At 39.1% G+C, this 18,454-nt stretch carries 21 protein-coding genes and 2 riboswitches; of the genes, 5 read left to right on the forward strand and 16 right to left on the reverse strand.

From position 1 onward, the window contains the following. Nucleotides 1-77: 77 nt before the first annotated feature. Genes gcvPB through gcvT form a run of 3 tightly spaced genes read right to left on the reverse strand, consistent with a single transcriptional unit; the run spans nt 78 to nt 3,999 of the window. Nucleotides 78-1,535 (reverse strand): aminomethyl-transferring glycine dehydrogenase subunit GcvPB, encoded by a 1,458-nt coding sequence (gene gcvPB / locus NST21_RS18990; protein ID WP_098176743.1) that lies wholly within the window; start codon nt 1,533-1,535, stop codon nt 78-80. Continuing rightward, nucleotides 1,528-2,874 carry an aminomethyl-transferring glycine dehydrogenase subunit GcvPA gene (gene gcvPA / locus NST21_RS18995; RefSeq protein ID WP_340890697.1) on the reverse strand — a complete coding sequence of 449 codons (1,347 nt, stop codon included), beginning with the start codon at nt 2,872-2,874 and terminating at the stop codon, nt 1,528-1,530. The genes gcvPB and gcvPA overlap by 8 nt, the downstream gene beginning before the upstream one ends. 18 nt (nt 2,875-2,892) lie before the next feature. Continuing rightward, entirely contained in the window at nt 2,893-3,999 is a 1,107-nt protein-coding gene (gcvT, locus tag NST21_RS19000; RefSeq protein ID WP_340890698.1) for a glycine cleavage system aminomethyltransferase GcvT, read from the reverse strand. A 152-nt stretch (nt 4,000-4,151) separates the two neighbouring features. Beyond that, a riboswitch (glycine riboswitch) is annotated at nt 4,152-4,235 on the reverse strand. A 3-nt stretch (nt 4,236-4,238) separates the two neighbouring features. Beyond that, nucleotides 4,239-4,326: riboswitch (glycine riboswitch) on the reverse strand. 383 nt (nt 4,327-4,709) lie between these two features. On the opposite strand from gcvT, the gene NST21_RS19005 reads away from it, so the two are divergent. Further along, on the forward strand, nt 4,710-6,398 hold the full coding sequence (locus tag NST21_RS19005; protein WP_190271218.1) for a DEAD/DEAH box helicase: 1,689 nt from the start codon (nt 4,710-4,712) through the stop codon (nt 6,396-6,398). Then, complete coding sequence (locus tag NST21_RS19010; RefSeq protein WP_098176739.1) at nt 6,376-7,173, forward strand: YqhG family protein; 798 nt, start codon at nt 6,376-6,378, stop codon at nt 7,171-7,173. Before NST21_RS19005 ends, NST21_RS19010 begins: the two co-directional genes overlap by 23 nt. Before the next feature lie 89 nt (nt 7,174-7,262). Here the strand turns inward: NST21_RS19010 and NST21_RS19015 are convergent, their stop codons facing one another. The 9 genes from NST21_RS19015 to NST21_RS19055 all read right to left on the reverse strand — a co-directional run bounded on the left by NST21_RS19015 (nt 7,263) and on the right by NST21_RS19055 (nt 12,341). After that, the gene (locus tag NST21_RS19015) at nt 7,263-7,463 is read right to left on the reverse strand and encodes a YqzE family protein (RefSeq protein ID WP_340890702.1); all 201 of its coding nucleotides are present in this window, start codon (nt 7,461-7,463) and stop codon (nt 7,263-7,265) included. Between the two features lie 293 nt (nt 7,464-7,756). Beyond that, nucleotides 7,757-8,143 (reverse strand): competence type IV pilus minor pilin ComGG, encoded by a 387-nt coding sequence (gene comGG, locus NST21_RS19020; protein WP_056526035.1) that lies wholly within the window; start codon nt 8,141-8,143, stop codon nt 7,757-7,759. Beyond that, nucleotides 8,136-8,615 carry a competence type IV pilus minor pilin ComGF gene (gene comGF, locus NST21_RS19025; RefSeq protein ID WP_057218374.1) on the reverse strand — a complete coding sequence of 160 codons (480 nt, stop codon included), beginning with the start codon at nt 8,613-8,615 and terminating at the stop codon, nt 8,136-8,138. Before comGF ends, comGG begins: the two co-directional genes overlap by 8 nt. Beyond that, nucleotides 8,563-8,901 carry a hypothetical protein gene (locus tag NST21_RS19030; protein WP_056526040.1) on the reverse strand — a complete coding sequence of 113 codons (339 nt, stop codon included), beginning with the start codon at nt 8,899-8,901 and terminating at the stop codon, nt 8,563-8,565. The genes comGF and NST21_RS19030 overlap by 53 nt, the downstream gene beginning before the upstream one ends. After that, nucleotides 8,888-9,346, reverse strand: a complete 459-nt coding sequence (gene comGD, locus NST21_RS19035; protein WP_056526044.1) for a competence type IV pilus minor pilin ComGD — start codon at nt 9,344-9,346, stop codon at nt 8,888-8,890. Before comGD ends, NST21_RS19030 begins: the two co-directional genes overlap by 14 nt. Next, nucleotides 9,339-9,647, reverse strand: coding sequence for a competence type IV pilus major pilin ComGC (gene comGC, locus NST21_RS19040; protein ID WP_053346945.1), 309 nt, complete (start codon nt 9,645-9,647; stop codon nt 9,339-9,341). The genes comGD and comGC overlap by 8 nt, the downstream gene beginning before the upstream one ends. A 104-nt stretch (nt 9,648-9,751) precedes the next feature. After that, nucleotides 9,752-10,810: a competence type IV pilus assembly protein ComGB gene (gene comGB / locus NST21_RS19045; protein ID WP_340890705.1), complete on the reverse strand. Its 1,059-nt coding sequence runs from the start codon at nt 10,808-10,810 to the stop codon at nt 9,752-9,754. Beyond that, nucleotides 10,770-11,855 (reverse strand): competence type IV pilus ATPase ComGA, encoded by a 1,086-nt coding sequence (comGA, locus tag NST21_RS19050; protein ID WP_053346947.1) that lies wholly within the window; start codon nt 11,853-11,855, stop codon nt 10,770-10,772. The genes comGB and comGA overlap by 41 nt, the downstream gene beginning before the upstream one ends. Before the next feature lie 123 nt (nt 11,856-11,978). After that, on the reverse strand, nt 11,979-12,341 hold the full coding sequence (locus NST21_RS19055) for a Spx/MgsR family RNA polymerase-binding regulatory protein (protein ID WP_340890706.1): 363 nt from the start codon (nt 12,339-12,341) through the stop codon (nt 11,979-11,981). A gap of 216 nt (nt 12,342-12,557) precedes the next feature. On the opposite strand from NST21_RS19055, the gene NST21_RS19060 reads away from it, so the two are divergent. Together NST21_RS19060 and NST21_RS19065 are read left to right on the forward strand one after the other, a co-directional pair. Beyond that, nucleotides 12,558-13,259 (forward strand): helix-turn-helix transcriptional regulator, encoded by a 702-nt coding sequence (locus tag NST21_RS19060; protein WP_340890707.1) that lies wholly within the window; start codon nt 12,558-12,560, stop codon nt 13,257-13,259. 85 nt (nt 13,260-13,344) lie between these two features. Beyond that, a complete protein-coding gene (locus NST21_RS19065; protein WP_053346950.1) occupies nt 13,345-13,587 on the forward strand; it encodes a DUF2626 domain-containing protein in 243 nt (80 codons plus the stop codon). A gap of 56 nt (nt 13,588-13,643) precedes the next feature. Here the strand turns inward: NST21_RS19065 and NST21_RS19070 are convergent, their stop codons facing one another. The 3 genes from NST21_RS19070 to NST21_RS19080 form a co-directional block, all read right to left on the reverse strand. Beyond that, nucleotides 13,644-14,741 carry a class I SAM-dependent methyltransferase gene (locus NST21_RS19070; RefSeq protein ID WP_340890709.1) on the reverse strand — a complete coding sequence of 366 codons (1,098 nt, stop codon included), beginning with the start codon at nt 14,739-14,741 and terminating at the stop codon, nt 13,644-13,646. Between the two features lie 117 nt (nt 14,742-14,858). Further along, a complete protein-coding gene (locus tag NST21_RS19075) occupies nt 14,859-16,052 on the reverse strand; it encodes a M20 metallopeptidase family protein (protein WP_377372671.1) in 1,194 nt (397 codons plus the stop codon). Between the two features lie 154 nt (nt 16,053-16,206). Continuing rightward, nucleotides 16,207-16,833, reverse strand: a complete 627-nt coding sequence (locus NST21_RS19080; protein WP_053346952.1) for an MBL fold metallo-hydrolase — start codon at nt 16,831-16,833, stop codon at nt 16,207-16,209. A gap of 233 nt (nt 16,834-17,066) precedes the next feature. Between NST21_RS19080 and NST21_RS19085 the strand changes: the two genes are divergently transcribed. Beyond that, a complete protein-coding gene (locus NST21_RS19085) occupies nt 17,067-17,240 on the forward strand; it encodes a DUF2759 domain-containing protein (RefSeq protein ID WP_082527590.1) in 174 nt (57 codons plus the stop codon). 41 nt (nt 17,241-17,281) lie between these two features. Here the strand turns inward: NST21_RS19085 and NST21_RS19090 are convergent, their stop codons facing one another. Continuing rightward, nucleotides 17,282-18,454 carry a YqgU-like beta propeller domain-containing protein gene (locus NST21_RS19090; RefSeq protein WP_340890710.1) on the reverse strand — a complete coding sequence of 391 codons (1,173 nt, stop codon included), beginning with the start codon at nt 18,452-18,454 and terminating at the stop codon, nt 17,282-17,284.

Consider the following 18,454-nt stretch of genomic DNA (forward strand, 5'->3'; position numbering starts at 1 on the left):
CATTTCCAGCCGGTCATTCTCTATACATATAAAAATAAAAATCCCCGCTCAGATGGCGGGGATTTTTATTTAGGCTATTAAGCTTGATAACGGAGGACTGGTTTTCTTGCAGCAAGCGTTTCATCCAGCCTTTTAATAACTGTTGTATGTGGCGCTTCCTGTACGATCTCCGGAGTTTCTTCCGCTTCCTTAGCTATCTGAATCATCGCATCAATGAACGCGTCAAGAGTTTCCTTTGACTCCGTTTCAGTCGGTTCTATCATCATTCCTTCTTCCACGTTCAACGGGAAGTAAATAGTAGGTGGATGATAGCCGAAGTCTAGTAATCTTTTGGCAATATCGAGTGTTCGGACGCCCAACTTCTTTTGCCGGCGGCCACTAAGCACAAACTCATGCTTACAATGGCGATTATATGGTAAATCAAAATATGGTTCCAACCTACGCATCATATAATTCGCATTGATGACCGCATTCTCCGTGACAGCCTTAAGACCATCAGGACCCATGGAACGAATGTACGTATAAGCCCTCACATTTATTCCGAAGTTTCCGTAATAAGGTTTAACTCTTCCGATGGATTGCGGGCGATCATAATCCAGCATAAATTGCTCATCTCGTTTGACCACGAGTGGTTTAGGCAAGTAGGGAATCAAATCCGATTTTACACCGACAGGACCAGAACCCGGGCCACCGCCACCATGTGGACCTGTAAATGTTTTATGGAGATTTAAATGGACCACATCAAAGCCCATATCACCTGGGCGGGCTTTAGATAGGACTGCATTAAGATTGGCCCCGTCATAATAAAGCTTCCCACCAGCATCGTGGACAAGTTTTGCCATTTCCAAAATATTCTCTTCAAACAATCCTAATGTATTGGGATTCGTCAGCATTAAAGCCGCTGTATCCGAACCTACAACGCGCTTTAAATCTTCAAGGTCAACTAAGCCATTTTCATCTGATTTTACCGTAATCGTTTCGAGCCCCGCAACAGTGGCGGAAGCTGGATTCGTACCGTGTGCCGAATCAGGAACTATCACTTTCGTCCGTGCTGTATCGCCGTTCGCTTCATGGAAGGCACGAATCATCATTAATCCTGTCCATTCACCATGTGCACCTGCTGCTGGCTGTAAGGTCACTTGATCCATCCCTGTGATTTCTGTTAAATGTTCTTGCAAGTCAAATAATAGTTCCAAGGCTCCCTGTACAGTCGCCGGATCTTGATATGGATGGATATGGGCGAAACCGTTAAAACGCGCCACATTTTCATTTATCTTCGGGTTATACTTCATCGTACAAGAACCGAGTGGATAAAAGCCCGAATCCACCCCGTGATTCCGTTTGGAAAGAGCTGTATAATGACGCATGATATCTAATTCCGATACTTCTGGAAGCTCAGCTTCTTCTTGACGGATGTATTCGGCAGGAAAAATCTCTTCAAGCGAAATTTCTTCAACATCCATTTCCGGTAGACTGTACCCGATTCGACCGGACGTACTGATTTCAAAAATGAGTGATTGATCTTGATTATTCATGTTGATCCCCCAATTCGTGCGCAAGTGCATCAATTTCTTCTTTTGTTCTAAGTTCTGTTACAGCCACAAGCATATGGTCTTTCAGCTGTGGATAAACAGTCCCTAAGTCGAAGCCGCCGATAATTTCTTTTTCAAAAAGACTTTGATTAATTTCTTGGTAAGATGCCGGCAGTTTAATGACAAATTCATTAAACGATGGTCCCTCAAATACCACTTCTATTCCTTTTTCCTTTATAGCTTTTTTCGCATAATAGGCTTTTTGAATATTATTCACAGCCATTTCTTTGACACCTTTTTTCCCAAGTGCGGTCATCGCAACAGAAGCTGCCAAAGCATTTAACGCCTGATTGGAACAAATATTGGATGTGGCCTTGTCACGACGAATGTGTTGCTCACGAGCTTGAAGCGTCAGCACAAATCCCCGTTTACCATCTTCATCCACTGTTTGCCCGACGAGACGACCTGGCACTTTTCGAACAAGTTTGTTCGTGACCGCAAAGTATCCGCAATGCGGTCCGCCAAAAGCTGCTGGAATACCGAATGGCTGAGCATCGCCTGTTACGATATCAGCACCAAGGGCACCTGGAGGGGTCAATGCACCTAGTGCAAGCGGGTTACTCGAAACGATAAACATGGATTTCACATCATGAATGATTTCTTCCATTTCTTTCAATGGTTCAATTCGTCCAAAGAAGTTTGGATATTGCACAATGATTCCCGCAATATCGTCTTTCGCCAATTCCTTTAAGGCAGCTAGATCTGTCACACCATCTTTAAATGGAATTTCAATGACTTCCACTCGCTGACCTTTCGCATACGTCTTAACGACTTCCCTTGATTCAGGATGTACTGCCGCTGAAATTAGAATTTTCTTACGTCGTGTATGACCGGATGCAAGCATCGCTGCTTCCGCTAATGCCGTCCCTCCGTCATACATGGAGGAGTTGGCGACATCCATTCCTGTCATTTCACAAATCATCGTTTGATATTCAAAAATGGCCTGAAGCTCCCCCTGTGAAATTTCTGGCTGATAAGGGGTGTAGGCTGTATAAAACTCCGAGCGGGAAAGAACATGATCGACGATGACCGGTGAATAATGGTCATACACGCCCGCACCAAGAAAGGAGGCATAGTTTTTAAGATCAGCATTCTTGGAAGCAAGTTTTGATAATTCTTTCATTAAGGCTGGCTCTGATTTAGCTGGTTTAATGTCATATTCGCCTTGAAAGCGGACACTTTCAGGAATATCGTTGAAAAGGTTCTCAACAGAAGGGACCCCTATTACCTCCAGCATTTGTTGTTTATCCTGCTCTGTCATGGGTAAGTAACGATGTTTCATCTTAATGACCATTCCTCTCTATTTACGTGGTTTTTTATAAAAAGGTGTTTGTATAATAACAGCTTTCAATCGTTTTGAACGAATTTCCACTTCGACTTCAGAATCCATCACCGAATAATCTTTATCGATAAGTACCAATCCTACATTTTTCTTCAATGTTGGTGATTGAGTGCCAGTCGTAACTTCACCAATGACTTTATCCCCACTGTATACCTTATAGCCATGACGAGGAATGCCGCGGTCAATCATTTCAATTCCGACAAGCTTACGTGGTGCCCCTTTTTCCTTTTGTTCAGTAAGAACGGCTTTCCCGAAAAAGTCGGCTTCCTTATCTACTTTAACCGCAAAACCAATCCCGGCTTCAATTGGGGTAATATCCGGTGAAAGCTCCTGTCCATAAAGCGGAAGTTTAGCTTCAAAGCGGAGTGTGTCACGTGCCCCTAAACCTATCGGCTGTATCCCTTCTTCTTTTCCTGCATCTAGAATAGCTCTCCATAGGGCCGGGCCATTTTCACTGTGGCTATATATTTCAAAACCATCTTCACCCGTATATCCTGTACGTGAAACCATCGTGGAAAGCCCATTTATCAGGACATTTTCCTTGAATTTAAAAAAGCCAATTTCACTCAAAAGTGTATCATTAGATAGTTTTTGTAATATTTTCTCTGCCAAAGGTCCCTGCAGTGCCAACTGTGTATAATCGCTTGATACATCCGAAAGTTGGACATCCTCTGAACAATTAGCTTGTAGCCAGTTAAAATCTTTTTCTGTATTGGCGGCATTGACCACGAGCAGATAGTCGTCTTCTGCCTTTTTATAAATGATAAGATCGTCAACAGTACCGCCGTTTTCATAACACATAGCCGTATAAATTGCTCCGCCCTGTTTTAGCTTTGATACATCATTGGTCATCATTTTTTGTAAAAAGGCAAGACTCCCTGGGCCCTTCACATCAACCTCACCCATATGGGAAACATCAAATAAGCCAGCTTTTGTACGAACTGCTTCATGTTCGTCCTTGATACCCGAAAATTGGACAGGAAGTTCCCAGCCGCCAAAATCGATCGTTTTTCCTCCGTATTCTCGATAAACCTCAAATAGTGGCGTTCTTTTTAAATTGGTCAAAAAATGACCCCCCTTAGATTTTTTAGTTTACTTTGCTCACTTTTCTAAAAGCTTCTTTCCATCCTGTCAGATCTTCTTATACTTCTCATCCTGATTCATAATGTGGAAAAAAGGGCACAAAAAAGGACAGAGAAAGCCCTAAAGAGCTTTTTCTCTGTCCTGAAACCTGAAAGTTTACCTATATAATAGGCTTTCCCCTTTGGTGGCCGTTCTGCAACGAGCGGCGCTCTCCAGAGTTGCGTCCAATAAGAGTTCTTTTGCCTGAGAGATTCACTGCTAAGTTTGCTCCTTCGGCGCTACATTCGTAGTCTCTCCCCTTATCTTCACCCGCATATAAATGTGTCTCCACCAATTAGGAAAGTAATTAATCCTACTGATAGTTAGTAAAACCTCTGTGCATTTACAAAATGCTTTCTCTACCAACTCTCCTTAAAACTTCAGAACTTAATGAATGATCTCTAGTCTGTTAATCTGGGATAAAGTAAGAGGCAGTTGCCCATACTATGAAAAACATGACTACATTCATAAAAATGTACGCTTCTTTTAAGCGTTTTGGGATATTGGAATTTTCTAAATATACTTACATCCTACCTTAAGAAACTTTTCTCTGCAATATCTTTTACAGAGAAATATTTTTCTTACTTCACATATAAAATGTTCGGGTTTCAACCTTAAATAAGAAAATTATGATTTTAGAAGGAGTAGTTTCAATGAAAATTAATATATCCTTCAGTTCTGATTGGAATGACGAGTTTCTACAAAAGATGGAAAATGACGGTCCATGGGGTAATTGGGAGCTTTATAAATTGGCTGTTCAAATGGAAGAAAACCTCATTATTCCTGATTTTGAAGGTTTACAGGCACCCAAGCATCTTCCACAGCTCACCCCGCTTCCCCACCAATTGGAAGCGGCAAAGCAGGTAGTTGAAAAGATGAATGGAAAAGCCATTTTAGCTGATGAAGTAGGTCTCGGGAAAACAATCGAAGCTGGCTTGATTCTTAAAGAATATATGATCCGAGGTCTTGTTAAAAAAGTATTAATTCTTGTCCCCGCTTCACTTGTAAGTCAATGGGCTTTTGAATTGAATACCAAGTTTCATATTCCGGCTGTTGTTCAAAGAAAAAGCTATGTGTGGGAATCATGCGATGTTGTTATATCATCCATTGATACAGCGAAACGCGCTCCCCATCGAGATATCATTTTTAATCAGCAATATGACTTTATCATTATTGATGAAGCTCATAAACTTAAAAATAATAAAACGAAGAACTATGAATTTGTCCAAAATCTGAAAAAGAAATTTTGTTTATTGCTGACAGCTACGCCAATTCAAAATAAAGTCGAAGAAATTTTCCATCTTGTTTCGTTATTGAAACCGGGACACTTGGGAAATGCAACACTCTTTTCTGAGAAATATAAAGGCAAAGGCCGAAATGTTATTGAGGATGAGCACCTAAAGGAACTCGTCAACACTGTAATGATTCGGAACCGACGGGCTGATACTGGAATTGAATGGACAAAAAGGCAGGTGGAAACAATCATCATTGAATTTTCTCCAACTGAACAAGCCTTGTACGACGCTGTTTCCAAATTTAAGCCTATTTCAGATGGATCGAAGGGAAGTTCTTTTTCAGCACTCACGCTCCAAAGAGAAGCATGCAGCAGCAGAGAAGCCGTTTTTTATACATTGAAAAACATGAAAGCCAAATATGAACAGCCTTCCCCTGACTTTTTAGCAAAGCTAGATGAGCTGTTTGAGAAGGTAAATGAAACAGAACAAAACTCCAAGGCTGAAAAAGCTTTAGAACTCATCAAGAAAATTGATGACAAAGTGATTATCTTTACCGAATACAGAGCCACTCAGCTATATTTACAATGGTATTTACAACAGAATGGAATTTCCTCAGTTCCCTTCCGCGGCGGCTTTAAGCGTGGAAAAAAAGACTGGATGAGAGAATTATTCCAAAAGCAGATTCAAGTTTTAATTGCTACCGAAGCCGGTGGGGAAGGAATAAACCTTCAATTTTGCCACCACTTGATTAATTTTGACCTGCCATGGAATCCAATGAGACTTGAACAAAGAATTGGACGGATTCACCGACTTGGCCAGGAAGAAGATGTCATGATATATAACTTTGCAACGAAAAATACAGTTGAAGAACATATTTTGAAATTATTATATGAAAAAATCCATTTGTTTGAAAAAGTAATTGGTGAATTGGATGATATTTTAACGAAGCTGGATATTACCAACATCGAAGAATATTTAATTGACGTGGTCGGCGAGTCCCGAACTGAGGGTGAAATGAAAATCAAGATGGATAATTTTTCATCGATGATTCAATTCGCTCAAACTATGAAGGAAGGTGAGATTCATGCAGCAACAGGAAATTCATGATTTTTTAATAACTTTCTTTGAAGCTAATGATTGTGAAGTACTAGAGAATGCCCCATCCCATATCACTGTTCAACTGACGATTGAAATGGATAAAGAGTTAATGAACCGTCCCTTTTATTGGCATTATCTTGAAAAAACGGGCGGGATTCCAAACCCAGCCCAGATTACTTTCATTACTGATCCTGAACAGGCTCCACCCAATATGAAAGGAGAACGAATTCACTTTGGTTCGCCCCGTCTCCATCAAATTATCGAATCAACAAAAAGGCTGGCTGGATATACTAGACTTTTCGAGGATACACTCCCCTCAAATGGTCGGCATAATCCATTGTTCCCCTGGCTTACACTAAATGTAAAAATATCTTATCAATGTGATCGAAAAAAAGATACCTTTATGTCTGTCGGATTGAATTTAATCTCCGGGGAGATCATGGAAGGATTTCACAATCGTGTTTTACCGGTTAAAGTCACCCCAAAGATACCGGATTACTCCTTCACCCTCTCACCATTAATCATGCCAAAGAGTGGGTTAGCAAGACTTGATACATATATCCGAACCAGCTTCGAGAACGATGACCATTCTTGGGCGGAAGAAGCCATGGAGCGCTGGCAGAATGACTTAAATTTATTGGAGCATTTTTATAAGGATATGGATGAAAAAAGCGAAAGTTATTTCACTGAAAAACAGGCATTACAGGCCCAATATGAGCCAAATATTCTAATATCAATCATCAATGGCGGTTTATTTTACTTATCAGATAGAGCGTTAGGATAAATGGATCTATTTTTTCAGAAATGATTTCTCTACTACAACCGCCTAGCTAGGTTTGCCTGACTAAACAAAAAAAACAGATGTCCAAAAGCTTAGGACATCTGTTTTCTTTTTTTGATTTTTTTTCTTACAAACATCGACAAAGCGAAAGGGACAATACCAAACCAGTGGGACACACCAGTATTTTTATCCTCTTTCCGATGACGACGTTTTTCTTTCCGTTCTTTCTTAGTCAAATTAAGATATTCGACAAGCTGCTGTGTAAGATATTTGATATAAGCGTTAGTAGACATACAATATCACCCTAAATAAAGTATGCCCCGCTTATGCTTCTTTTATTCTTTCTAGTTTACCCGAGATGGTTACTATTTGGGCCTGCTTGTTGTATCGATGGTAAGTTCTCCATTTCCATTTAGGGGAAGCCTGACATTGGACAAATCATTCCGTTCGTAATCCCATTCTCAGTCAGCCAAAAACGTTTTCCTCCTTCCTGAATCCTTTCTCCACTTGTTACTGACACAGTTTTCACACTGGAGTATTTTCAGTCTATCAACTCCATATCACTGAATCCGCGCCTTCATACGGGTTATACGGACTGTTTTTCTATCCATTCTACAACTCTACCTAACTCTTTGTCATATTGAATAATGATTCTACCAACTCGGTTATCTTTAGTCGAGGAAGCAAATTCAATAAAGGCATAACGGGCATCTTGTTTCGTTAATATATAATGGACATCACCATTGGGATATGAGATATCCCCCTGAAGGTTCTTCGGTATATCTTCACCCCATCCAGCTGTTACCTCATTAACGGCTAGATGCACTAAATGATCGGCCACAAGCGTTTCTTCCACTTCTTTATAAAATTTTTTATCGATGACAAATTGATCGATCATTAATATCGTGAACATGATAAAAACACTCGCTACAATCATGACCATCGGGAAAACGACCCCTTTTTGATTATTCATCAACTTTCGTCTCACTTTTAAAGAAAGGATGAAACCTGCGAATAACAGTATTCCCTGCTTTATCCGTTATATTTAACACAATGACGTTACCATCCTTCTCAACCTTAAATTTTGAAATGTTCTGCAGGATGACCTCATGACCTTTTCCATTCACTCGCCTGCGGAGCTTATCTTCATATTGTTCAATAAAAGATAACTGGTCACCTGAAAGTAAATATAATTTATTTTCTATTACATCCTGACTTTTAGCACCCCTGACCTCCTGTTGCATTTGCATCGTAAAGATCTCCCACTCTTTAGGATGCAATTTCTCTTTTGATTCCAACTGTGTGTGAATAATTGAAAAAAGTTGTAAGATGAAAATAGAGGTGGTCATTAATATCATTAAAGAAAAAAGCATTTCAATTATTGTAAAGCCATCATTTTTTCGCAGCATCACAAATGGATTCTGATTTACCCACTTCATTTTCATATCGTACACATCCTTCAATCATACCTGGGAAATCCTTCTGTTCCTTCCATGTTAGTTCATACAATCTTTTCTGATAATGGATTTCCTGGTCGACAGCATTTACCTCCCCATCCATGAAGGCGGTCAATCTTTCATATAACAAATAGTGGGCTTCTGTCCTTAAGACAACATTTTTCCGATTGGTCATTATCTCCTCAAGTATCGGCAGAATCGAAATGACCAAGACTATACAAATCGAAAAAGCGGCTATCATTTCTAAGTAGACGTACCCTCTACTGTTTCTCAATCCTAAACCTCCCTTTACCGATATTAAGGACTAACTTGTACTTCCCTTTTGTCGTATCAATCATCATCGTCCCTGCTTTTGAAGCATTTCCATACTGATTAAAATGAAACGTAAGTCCTAATGTTCCACTTAAGAACTGTATATCCTTTGGTATGCTTCTCTCAAGCACAACCCCCTCCTTATAGGATGTTACCGTGTAAATCCTATTCGTATTATCCATATGAAGGTAAATCAGACTTTCATGGCTGATGGCATACTGCTGCGCATAGAAAATGTCCTCTTTCAATTGAGAAATGAATATCTTATTTTCCATTCCTTTAATAAAGCTTGGATATAAATTTAGACCGATGCCACTTAGCAGTACAAAAATAACGAGGACGATGAGGGTTTCTGACAGGGTATAACCTCCACAGGAAGGCCGCACAATCAATTTGCTGCTATTCAATTACCGTAACCTTTCCCTTGTTATCCAGACTAATACCATCACCATTCGGACATGATTTTTGTTTAAGGTACCCTTGACTTTCCATTTCATCAATACTTGCAGGAAGTTTGCCATTATCTATTTCATAGGCTTGCACCTGTGCTTGAGCCATCTTAACAAACGCTTCACACCCTTTAGAGTGAATCGTCGATTGATGCTTTGTTATATTTGGGATTGTAATAATCAATAGAATGGAAATTACGAGTAAAACAATAAGCATTTCAATTAATGTAAAACCTCTTTCATTCAACACTTTCTTCATATCATTCTGCTGCTAAAAAAATAAAAATAGATTAGAAATTTCACACTTCCTATTCCCAAAATTATTTCAGCGCAGATTCACCTCCAGAATTTATTAAGAATATTCTATATCCCCTCGAGCAGAGAAAACATTGGCAGTAAGACCGCTAAATAAATGGAAACAATCAGCAGACCAATCAATGAAAACATAAGAGGCTGAATGATTTTCAAAATTGAATTCATTCTTTCTTCAATTTTCTCTAGCAAAAAACGACTGTAATGAAGTAACTCTGAATCAAGCCTGCCGTACTTTTGACCATTTGCGGCTATTAATGGTAAATTTCTATCAAAGTAAGGCAGCTCCTGAAAAATCATTTCTAGCGATCTGCCTTCAATTAAATCATCTTTAATAATTGAGCAAAGTTTCTGGTAAAAAGGCTGCTGCTGATTTACGGAGAATAATTTGATGCTTTCGTTAATGGAAAGCCCTCCAGAGAGTAAGCCACTGAATTGGCTTGCAAAAAAATACGTTTCATATAACTTAATGAATGTGCCTGCGAGAGGAATGTTTAATAATATTCTTCGCTGCCTTAAGGGGCATAACTTGTTAAACCAAAATTGTTTGAGTAAAAAAAAGAAAAGGAGCAATGCGAGCAAGATGAAGGGGATGACAGGGAGGATAACTGAAGAGGCTACCAGTAATTTCAGGATGATATTCTGTTCAACATCCATCGTAAAAAAGATTGTCTGGAATTTTGGAAGGAGGACACTCTGCAGGATATAAAACACGATGTTCACAAAAAAGAATAAGAAAATTGGATACACCATCAACTTTTTCACTTTATCCAAATCTTCCGTCCTCTTCTTCCAGTATCTACCTCCTTCTATCAACGCCCTATTGAGGTCGCCGCATTGTTCTCCATAAAATATATAACTTACAAGTTGTGGATGAAAATTAAGATGGGTTAACACTTGATGCAGCGGATGCCCGTTCCTTAAATCCTGAATAGCCTGAGTAAAATCCTCAGCTTTCTTCTTTGATTCCTGAAACTCCAGAAAATGTATCGCCTCGGCTAAGGGATAGCCATGACTTAATAATTCCCCCAGCTTCGAGATAAAGACAGCTTGTTCTTTTATCCTCCATTTACTTTTTGCCTTCATCGTATACCAGCCGTTCAAATTCATGTGAATCCACATAGCCCATTGCCACCGCTTTTCCTATCTCATCCTTTAATTGGCGGTAGGAGACCGTCCCCTTCCCTTTTTCCTCTTTCGTCATCTTCAATACTTCTGCCAAGCTTTTTCCATATAGCAGTTCATACACACTTGCCCTTTTATTACGAGCAATCATTTGGCAAGCAGATGTACAAACCTCTTTACATTGCAGACATGTTAGTTCAACTAGCCGCTGAGCCGTCACACCAATCAAGCTCTGTTCTATCTCAAGCAAGCTGATTCCAAATTCGAGCAACCTAGAGATAGCTCCTTGTGCATCCCTTGTATGCATGGTCGTGAGGATTAAATGACCCGTTAATGCAGCGCGAACTGCAATTTTTGCTGTTTCAGAATCCCTGATTTCCCCGACCATAATCACGTCAGGATCATGTCTAAGCACAGCTTTTAGACCAACAGAGTACGTAATACCTGCCTTTTCATTAATTTGAACTTGTAATACCTTTTCTGACACATTTTCAATGGGATCTTCAAGGGTAATGATGTTCCGGTTTATCATCTCTTTTGAATGATGAAGCAAGGAGTATAATGTTGTGGTTTTCCCGCTACCAGTCGGACCGGTAAATATGAGCATGCCATGGGAATGTTTCAGAAGGGCAACCAGTTTTTGAACGGTGTTTGGAAATAGGGATAACTGTTCTAGAGGAAGGATATTCTGCTGGGGAATCAAGCGGATGACCAAACTTTCGAGATGTGCAGTTGGTAATGTGGAAAGGCGAAGTCCAACCACTTTTTTTGATAAATTGACGGTAATTGAACCACTCTGAGGTCTTCTTTTCTCACCTATATCCATAGCGGCAAGGAACTTTAAATGGGAGATCAGTCGTTCCGTTTCAAAGAATGACAATGTTTCCTGAGGAACGAGTTTGTTGTCAATCCTGAATTGAATGAGAGGGCCCTCTCTGCGTGGTAAAACGTGAATATCCGATGCCGATAATTGAATGGCACGGGAAAGGATTTTTTCTGCTTTCTTTTCAATCGATATCAAATCTTTCATCACCTCCTAAGTATCTTGTAGTAGTGTTTCGACATTGCACGACAAATTCCTCCTTATAAAATAAAAAAATCCCCGAAAAAAGATTCGAGAATAAACTTATATGCTCATTTTCAAATTTTGCTTTTATGAAACCAAATTTCTTAACGCATCTTCATTATGTCCAACCACAAGCTTTTTTCCATCAATGAGGATGGGTCTTCTTAATAATTTAGGTTCTTTTGTTAATAATTGGATGACATCAGAAAGTAGCATTTCGTCAATATTAACATGTAAGCATTTATAGGCTTCACTCCTTGTTGCTAAGACCTCATCAAGTCCTTCCGTTGTCAATTCAAGGATTCTTTTTAACTCTCCTTCTGTTGGAGTTTCTTTGAATAAATGACGTTCATCAAAGGATACTTGATTGGTTTTTAACCATTTTTTTGTTTTTCGGCAAGATGTACAGCTTGGGTATGAAAAGAAAGTTAACCGTTTTAACCGTCCCATTCTTAACACTCTCCGTTCACATTTTGTTTTTTAAAGATTCTATAAAATAATTGTATAACATTTGTTTAAGTTTTGTATATTCATTTGCACTATATCTCTGTTTGAAATGTGAACTTTTTCTTAACTTAAGGGAGATTGCTGTTTCTGTTATTCCATTTTTTTCTACCTGTATTATAATGGAATATAGTTAAACTATTGGAACAGCAGGAGGGTATAATGGAACAAACGTTAAGAATTACAAACGTATTAGCAGATCCCACCCGATATTATATATATCAATATATCGTTAACAACCATCAAGATGTATCTGTACAGCAAATTGCCGATTCTTTTAAAATTCATCCAAATGTAGCACGACTACATTTATCTAAACTTGAAGATGTGGACATGCTTACCTCGGATGCACGTAAGACAGGGAAAGGCGGACGCCCTAGCAGGCTTTATCGATTATCCGATAAAGTCATTCAACTTCATTTTCCATACAGGGACTATCAGCTTCTTTCAAGAATTGCCATTAAGACGATGATGACATTAGGAGAACATGGAAAAAAGGCTCTTTATGAAACAGGGAAGGTATTTGGCGAGGAATTAATCAATCAGCAGCTATCCCTAAGCTCAACTTCGATTGACGATCTGACTTTTGATGAAAAAGTCAGCATGCTTAAAAATGCAGCTACCATTGCTGGGTTCTCACCTGAAATACAGGCAAGCGAAGAAGAAAACAACATTCTCTTTCGAATATTCAATTGTCCTTTTAAAGAGGTTACCAATGTCGAGCCTAGTACAATCTGTGCAATGCACAATTCATTCTTAAAAGGTATGTTTGAAGCATTGTTTGACAATGTCAAAATTGTGGAATTAGGAAATATGATGGAAAATTGTGTAACATGTTCTTATCAGGCGTCGGTTCTCGCATAGAAACAAAAGGCATCCTTTACATTACCTTACAATTTCATTTATAATTATTTTGAATGCACACGACTAGACAAAAGGAGGGATTCGGATGGAACGCATGTTCAGAGTATGTGGTTTTTGGACAGGAATTATGGCAATATTCTTTTATCTTGGCCATATGCATCAAACTTCTTTACTTTTCTTCGCACAAACCGGCTTTTTTGTACTCTTAAGTTATTTGAAATTATCTGAGCGCATGTATATTTATGTTTTTGGCGCCTATCTTACCGTTTTCTTTGCAGGATTTTCCTACTGGAGCGTATTTATGATGACGCCAGGTACTGCACATTAAGGAACAGAGCAATATACATAACCCATGAATCTTGATTCATGGGTTTCTACATGTCCTTATTCAGGAAATAGTCTCACTTTCTCGGATAAATTCTTCGATTGCAGCAACACCCTAAAATACTCACTATGGCCACCAGGAACAATTAACCCCCGTATTGCTCGGTTCCGCTTTGCTGTTTTTGAGAAAGGATCCGTCTCTTGGTGGTCTTTCAGTTCCTCAAGAATCCCTATTTTGAGTAAAAATTCATTTTGCTGAAATAGTCCTTCCATAGAAAAATTCACATTTTTCCCGCTTTCGATTAATGTGTCAAAATGAATATGTGATGTCAGATCCATCTCACCCGGATACTCAAGTACTTTTTTCATCATTTTATGCTGATAATACCCTCTTAAGCTTCCCTGAAGATGGGCTGGTTCCTTCCACTCCTGTTCCGTATAGCCATAATCGATTGTAAGAAGAACACCTGATTGAATATGCGAAACGATTTTCTCATATTCTTGTATCATTTTAAGTGGTACTTCATAGCGCTGTTTTTCATATAACATGATATTCAGTTTTGATAGGTAGTTAAGAATATCTTGATTTTTCAAAGGTTCCTTTATTTCTACCAATTGTCCTTCCTCTACAGTGATAAATACCTCTACTAGAGCTCCCTTATACATTTCAATGACATGTACAGGCAACGCATCAAAAAGTTCATTAGAGAAGACAATTCCATTTACATTCGGCAAATTTTCTAAACTATCCATAAAAGCAACCTGGTTAAACACCCCTACACGCTCTTGCTGAACCTTTCTGTGGTAAGGGCTACTGTCTACTAGGATATAAGTGAGTGAGCTCCACAGCACCGGCTCTGTTTCTTTTATAAAGGCCAGGATATCATAGGCAAGCTTCCCATCCCCTGCACCGATTTCGATTATTCTCGGAGGCAATCCGCATTCTTTTATCAAATAGATAAACCATCTGGCTAGCGCCCTCCCAAATGCATCCCCAACATTACCAGATGTATAAAAATCCCCAGTTATACCGATTTTCTCCTTTTCACGCATATAATAACCTATATTTGGTGTATATAAGACGGCTTCCATATAATCATGATAGGAAATTCTATCTTGGGGACTGTTTACAATCATTTCTTTCAGGAGATTTTTCATTTTAACACCTCTTCTTTGATCCCCTTCCACAATAAGCTCATGCACAAAATAGTTATTGATTATATTACTTCTTTGTTCAATAAACTTGTAATTTGATCTGCTCCAAAAAAAACAAACTCAGAACATATCTTTTGATACTATAGCTATAAAAGCCTTCCCCGTATCTATTAGTGCGATTTCGTCAAAATCAAATCGAGGATGGTGATGAGGAAAATGGGTGTTGTCATTCTCATTTCTTGCACCGATTTTAAAATAAGTACCTGGTTTCTCTAGTAAGAAATAAGAAAAGTCCTCTGCTCCCATAGAAGGGGAAAATTCAACTACAGCTTCTTCAGAAAAGGTATTCACAAAAATGTTTCGAACCATCTCCGTTTCCTCCCTATGATTGTATAAAGCAGGATAACCATTCAGATAGTCAATTTTATAGGCTGCATGATTTGCCTCGGTTATCCCTTTCACTATCGAGCGAATTTCTTCTTCGATTTGGAATCTTACTTCTTGATTGAATGTACGTACGGTCCCTTCGAGTTTGGCCGTATTCGCGATGATATTAAAGGCCGAGCCAGCATGAAAAACTCCTATAGTTACAACCGCAGATTGTAGAGGGCTTATTCTTCTGCTCACGATTTTTTGCAATGCTTGGACAATCTCACTTCCAATTACGATCGAATCAATGGCTTCCTGAGGTCTAGCCCCGTGACCGCCCTTTCCTTCAATGGTGATTTCAAATGCGTCCACTGCAGCCATTTTGTACCCGCTACCCACCGCTATTTTCCCTACAGGTATATCTGTGGCTAAATGCGCCCCATAAACGGCATCCACGCCCTCTAAGGCCCCATCTCCCAGCATATCCTTCGCACCGCCTGGTGGCTTTTCTTCTGCATGCTGGAAAACAAAAATAACACGCCCCTTTAATTTTTCACGGAACTTGCTTAATGTTCGGGCTGTTCCTAATAGAGCCGCAGTATGACCATCATGACCGCACGCATGCATAACTCCTGATTTTAAAGACTTATAGGGTGTCTCTTTTTCATCCTGAATGGGCAATGCGTCAAAATCCGCTCGCAATGCAATGGTTTTACCAGGATTCTCTCCGGATAATATGCCTATCACACCATTACCACCAACATTTTTCCTAACTTCTAATCCAAAACTAATTAGTTTCTCTGCAATAAATTGCGAGGTTTCCGTTTCTTGAAAAGATAATTCAGGATACTGATGCAAATGCCTTCGCCAATTTACAATGTCAGTAAAACCACTTTCTAAATCTAACAAGGCCTTCTCCAATATACCTTTGTTCTCACTCTCCATAATCCCAACCTCCTTTCATGTTTTTAAAACCTAGAAAAGCAGCACGATTTATTTTAATATTCAGTATAATTGCGAAAGGAATATTTTTCAATAAATTCACATTTTTAAATTCAACAATAAAAAAAGGTGCCAAACCTGGCACCTGCAAAAGTTTTTATCTCAAAAAGGGGTTTGTATTCTTTTCATCTAAGATCGTCGTAACTGGCCCATGACCAGGAAAAACAATAGTATCATCAGAAAGCGTTAGCAGTTTTGTATCAATGCTTTTTAAAAGCACTGATTCGCTTCCGCCTATTAAATCGGTTCTGCCAACACTTCCCTGGAACAATACATCCCCGGAAAAGAGCAACCGCTCTTCCTTCGCATAATAAGACACGCTGCCCGGTGAGTGCCCAGGGGTTTCGAATACTTCAAAAGTGAACCCACCAATAGTAAGTTCCTGCTCATTTACGAGAATATGGTCGGCCGGCTTCATCCGCATTGGGTTTTCCGGGAACCACTTCTGTGAACCATTTAATGCAGGATCAAGCAGCCACTTTGCTTCCTTTTCATGAATATACGCAGGTATCTCATAATAGTCGCGGATTGCATCAAGTGCTCCGATATGGTCAAAATGAGCATGTGTTAATAAAATCGCTAGCGGCTTTAACTTTTTAGTTTGTATGTACTGAATAATTTTCTGCGGCTCCTCACCCGGATCGAAAATAATGCAGTTCTGTCCATCGGAAACTACATAGCAATTCGTTTGCAGCGGGCCTAAAGGAATTTGAGTCCATTTCATTTTCATCAACTCCATTATGATTTTCTACCCTTATCTTACACCAATTTAAGCTGCTATTGTTAATCCAGTTTACTCACGCCATAGAAGTGTCACCTTTTAAACCTCGACAAACAATTGAAAAAATATTAAAATATTAACAAATGCAATCTTTTCTACATATTTTTGGTAGTTACTTTATTCTCTGGGTATATTATTAGAGATTAGGTTTTCATTACTTAAAAGGGGGTTTTGATATGATATTAATGGTTGTTTTCGGACTTGTGGCTATCCTAGGTGCAGCAGCTGTGGTTACCTCATTAAAACACAGAAACTTCTTAGGATTCATTTTTGCAGCAGGCAGTGCAGTCGTGTTTGGTTGGTTTACTGTTATGACTGTCATCAACAGCGGTTTTCCTGTTGCACATTAAAGAAAAAAGCTCGCCATGCGGCGGGCTTTTGTTTTAGGTCATTAACTTTCTTTAAATAATCTCTGTATTTGATGGGTTTTCATATCAATGATTTTCTCAAATTGATATCCATATAAGCATAGTCTGCCATCAAGCGAACAGCTTAATGGTTCATTTTCCATGTCCTTCATCAATTCTTCTTGTGTGCCTTTTTCCCAATTTAATTTAGTTAAGGTAAACCTGCCATCATATTGGTCAACATCTTTTGATTCATTAGGAATAAAGGTTATAAATTCCTTATTTTTTTCGATGAAATCATAGGATGGAATCACCCAATCTGAAAAGCTTTTCAATAGCGGTACGGAAAAAGAGTGGATCGGTTTGTTTGTCTGATCATAAAATGCATATGTACCCCGATCTTGTTTTTCTGTCTCCACTTGAATCGTCATTAGCGCCTGTTTCATTTTTTTAAAGTGAATAACATCGAGCATAAGGCTTTCTACTCCATCATCATTCAGCGCTTTTCTTTCTAAAGGAGCCGTCAAAGCGGGTTCTTCCCTATTCCAATCAAGAAACATCAGTTCTTTTTCACTTGACCACTGAGCAAATGGCTGCGGAAAGTCGAGCGTTTCCATTGTTTGCTCTTCTGGATTTAACACATAGCTGCTGTATGTCCAGTCTTCATTAAAACTAGATAAAAACAACATGCCATCTTGATGTGAATTCCACTCATAAGTTAATTCATAGGCTGGTATTGCCACAGAATACAGCGGATTTCCTGTTTGATCAAGGATCGCTATTGATGCTTTACCTGAAGACGTGAAGGACGATACCAAAATATGCGTACCAGCTGGACTGATTGATACTTCAGAAAGCTCAAAAGACGGCTGATAAAAAATGGAAGTATCATTCGTTTCCAAATTCCATACCATCAACTGTGATAAATCATTACCATCCTGCTTCACAGAATATAAAATGGTTTTAGAATCAAGCCATCCATAAATAGCTTCGATCTTTTCTGTTTTTGAAGCTGGGATCTTTAATGTGCTTAATGAAGTTTCTTGGTTAGATTGGGAGTGTTCTTTTTCCGTATCATTTACGGGTTTACTAAGGTCCTTGGAAGGCTCACAAGCCGAGATAAGTAGGATAGTGGAGATAAATAATGCGACGAAACACAACATCTTACAGATAGACAGCTGCTTACAAAGAGCTGCTTTGGATACTTTAATCTCCAC

The organism is Peribacillus sp. FSL K6-1552 (genome assembly GCF_038005205.1).
Taxonomy (GTDB): Bacteria; Bacillota; Bacilli; order Bacillales; family DSM-1321; genus Peribacillus; species Peribacillus butanolivorans.